At 64.4% G+C, this 1,958-nt stretch carries 2 protein-coding genes; both read left to right on the top strand.

Translation table 11 applies throughout. The features are described 5' to 3' along the window. The coding region (gene gmd / locus JQ591_RS35180) for a GDP-mannose 4,6-dehydratase (protein ID WP_211400542.1) at positions 1-1,071 on the top strand (1,071 nt) is incomplete at its 5' end. Further along, on the top strand, positions 1,052-1,958 hold a 907-nt coding region (gene fcl / locus JQ591_RS35175), incomplete at its 3' end, for a GDP-L-fucose synthase (protein ID WP_433995228.1). The genes gmd and fcl, both read left to right, overlap by 20 nt.

Raw genomic sequence — 1,958 nt, 5'->3', positions numbered from 1 at the left:
ATGGCTGAGCGGATCGCTCTCATCACCGGCATTACGGGACAGGACGGCGCCTATCTCGCCGAATATCTGCTGTCGCTCGGCTATGTCGTGCACGGCATCAAGCGGCGTTCGTCCTCGTTCAACACCGCGCGGGTCGATCATCTCTACCAGGACCCGCATGTCGGCAACGTGCCGTTCCTGATGCACTACGGCGACATGACGGACTCGACCAATCTGATCCGCCTGGTGCAGCAGATCCGGCCGACCGAGATCTACAATCTCGCCGCCCAGAGCCACGTCGCCGTCAGCTTCGAGAGCCCGGAATACACCGCCAATGCCGACGGCATCGGCGTGCTGCGGCTGCTGGAAGCGATCCGCATCCTCGGCATGGAGAAGGAGACGCGGTTCTACCAGGCCTCGACCTCCGAGCTCTATGGCCTGGTGCAGGAGATCCCGCAGAAGGAGACCACGCCGTTCTATCCGCGCTCGCCCTACGGCGTGGCAAAGCTCTACGGCTACTGGATCACGGTGAATTACCGCGAGGCCTATGGCATGTTCGCGAGTAACGGCATCCTGTTCAACCACGAGAGCCCGATCCGCGGCGAGACCTTCGTCACCCGCAAGATCACGCGCGCTGTCGCGCGCATCGAGGTCGGCCTGGAGGAGACGCTTTATCTCGGCAATCTCTCGGCCAGGCGCGACTGGGGCCATGCGCGCGACTATGTCGAGGGCATGCACAAGATCCTGCAGGCCGACAAGCCCGACGACTTCGTGCTCGCCACCGGCGAGATGCACTCGGTGCGTGAGATGGTCGAGCTGTCGTTCGCGCAAGTCGGCCGTCGCATCGCATGGCGCGGCGAGGGCGTCGAGGAGACCGGTGTCGACACCAGGACCGGCAAGACGGTCGTGAAGATCGATCCGACCTATTTCCGTCCCACCGAGGTCGATCTCCTCGTCGGCGACGCCAGCAAGGCGCGCGAGGTGCTTGGCTGGACGCCGAAGCGGAGCTTTGCAGAGCTCGTCGCGGAGATGATGGCGAGCGATCTGGCGGACGCAAAGCGGGATGCGGCGAGTGGCAAACGCACCGTTTGAGCTGAAGGGCAAAAGCGTCTACGTCGCCGGCCATCGCGGCATGGTCGGCAGCGCGCTTGCGCGCCGGCTCGAACGGGAGGACGTCAAGCTCGTCACCGTGGACCGGCGCGAGGTCGATCTGTGCAACCAGGCCGCGGTGTTCGACTGGTTCGCGAAGACGCGGCCGCAGGTGATCTTCCTCGCTGCGGCCAAGGTCGGCGGCATCGTCGCCAACAACACGCTGCGCGCCGAGTTCATCTACGACAACATCGCGATCGCGGCGAACGTGATCCAGGCCGCGCATCGGAACGGCGCCGAGAAGCTGATGTTTCTGGGCTCGTCCTGCATCTATCCGAAGCTGGCACCACAGCCGCTGCGCGAGGACTCCGTGCTCACTGGCCCGCTCGAGCCGACCAACGAGCCTTATGCGATCGCAAAAATCGCCGGGATCAAGATGGCGGAGGCCTATCGCAGCCAGTATGGCAGCGACTTCATCAGCGTGATGCCGACCAATCTCTACGGCCCCGGCGACAATTATCACCCCGAAATGAGCCACGTCGTCGCCGCCCTGATCCGCCGCTTCCACGAAGCAAAGCTCGCGGGCGCGAAGAGTGTCGTGGTCTGGGGCACCGGCACGCCGCGGCGCGAGTTCCTTTATGTCGACGACATGGCGGATGCCTGCGTGCATCTGATGAAGACCTATTCGAGTGCCGAGCTGGTCAACATCGGCACCGGCGAGGACATCACCATCGCCGAGTTCGCCCGCGTCGTCGCCGAAATCGTCGGTTACAGCGGCGAGATCAGTTTCGACAGCTCGCGGCCCGACGGCACGCCGCGCAAGCTGCTCGACGTCAGCCGCCTCGCAAAACTCGGCTGGCGCGCGACGACGCCGCTTCACGATGGCTTGA

Origin of the sequence: Bradyrhizobium canariense (assembly GCF_018130465.1) — a bacterium.
GTDB classification, from domain to species: domain Bacteria; phylum Pseudomonadota; class Alphaproteobacteria; order Rhizobiales; family Xanthobacteraceae; genus Bradyrhizobium; species Bradyrhizobium canariense_C.
Note: the sequence above shows the minus strand (reverse complement) of the source record. Positions and strands in the feature narration are given on the sequence as shown.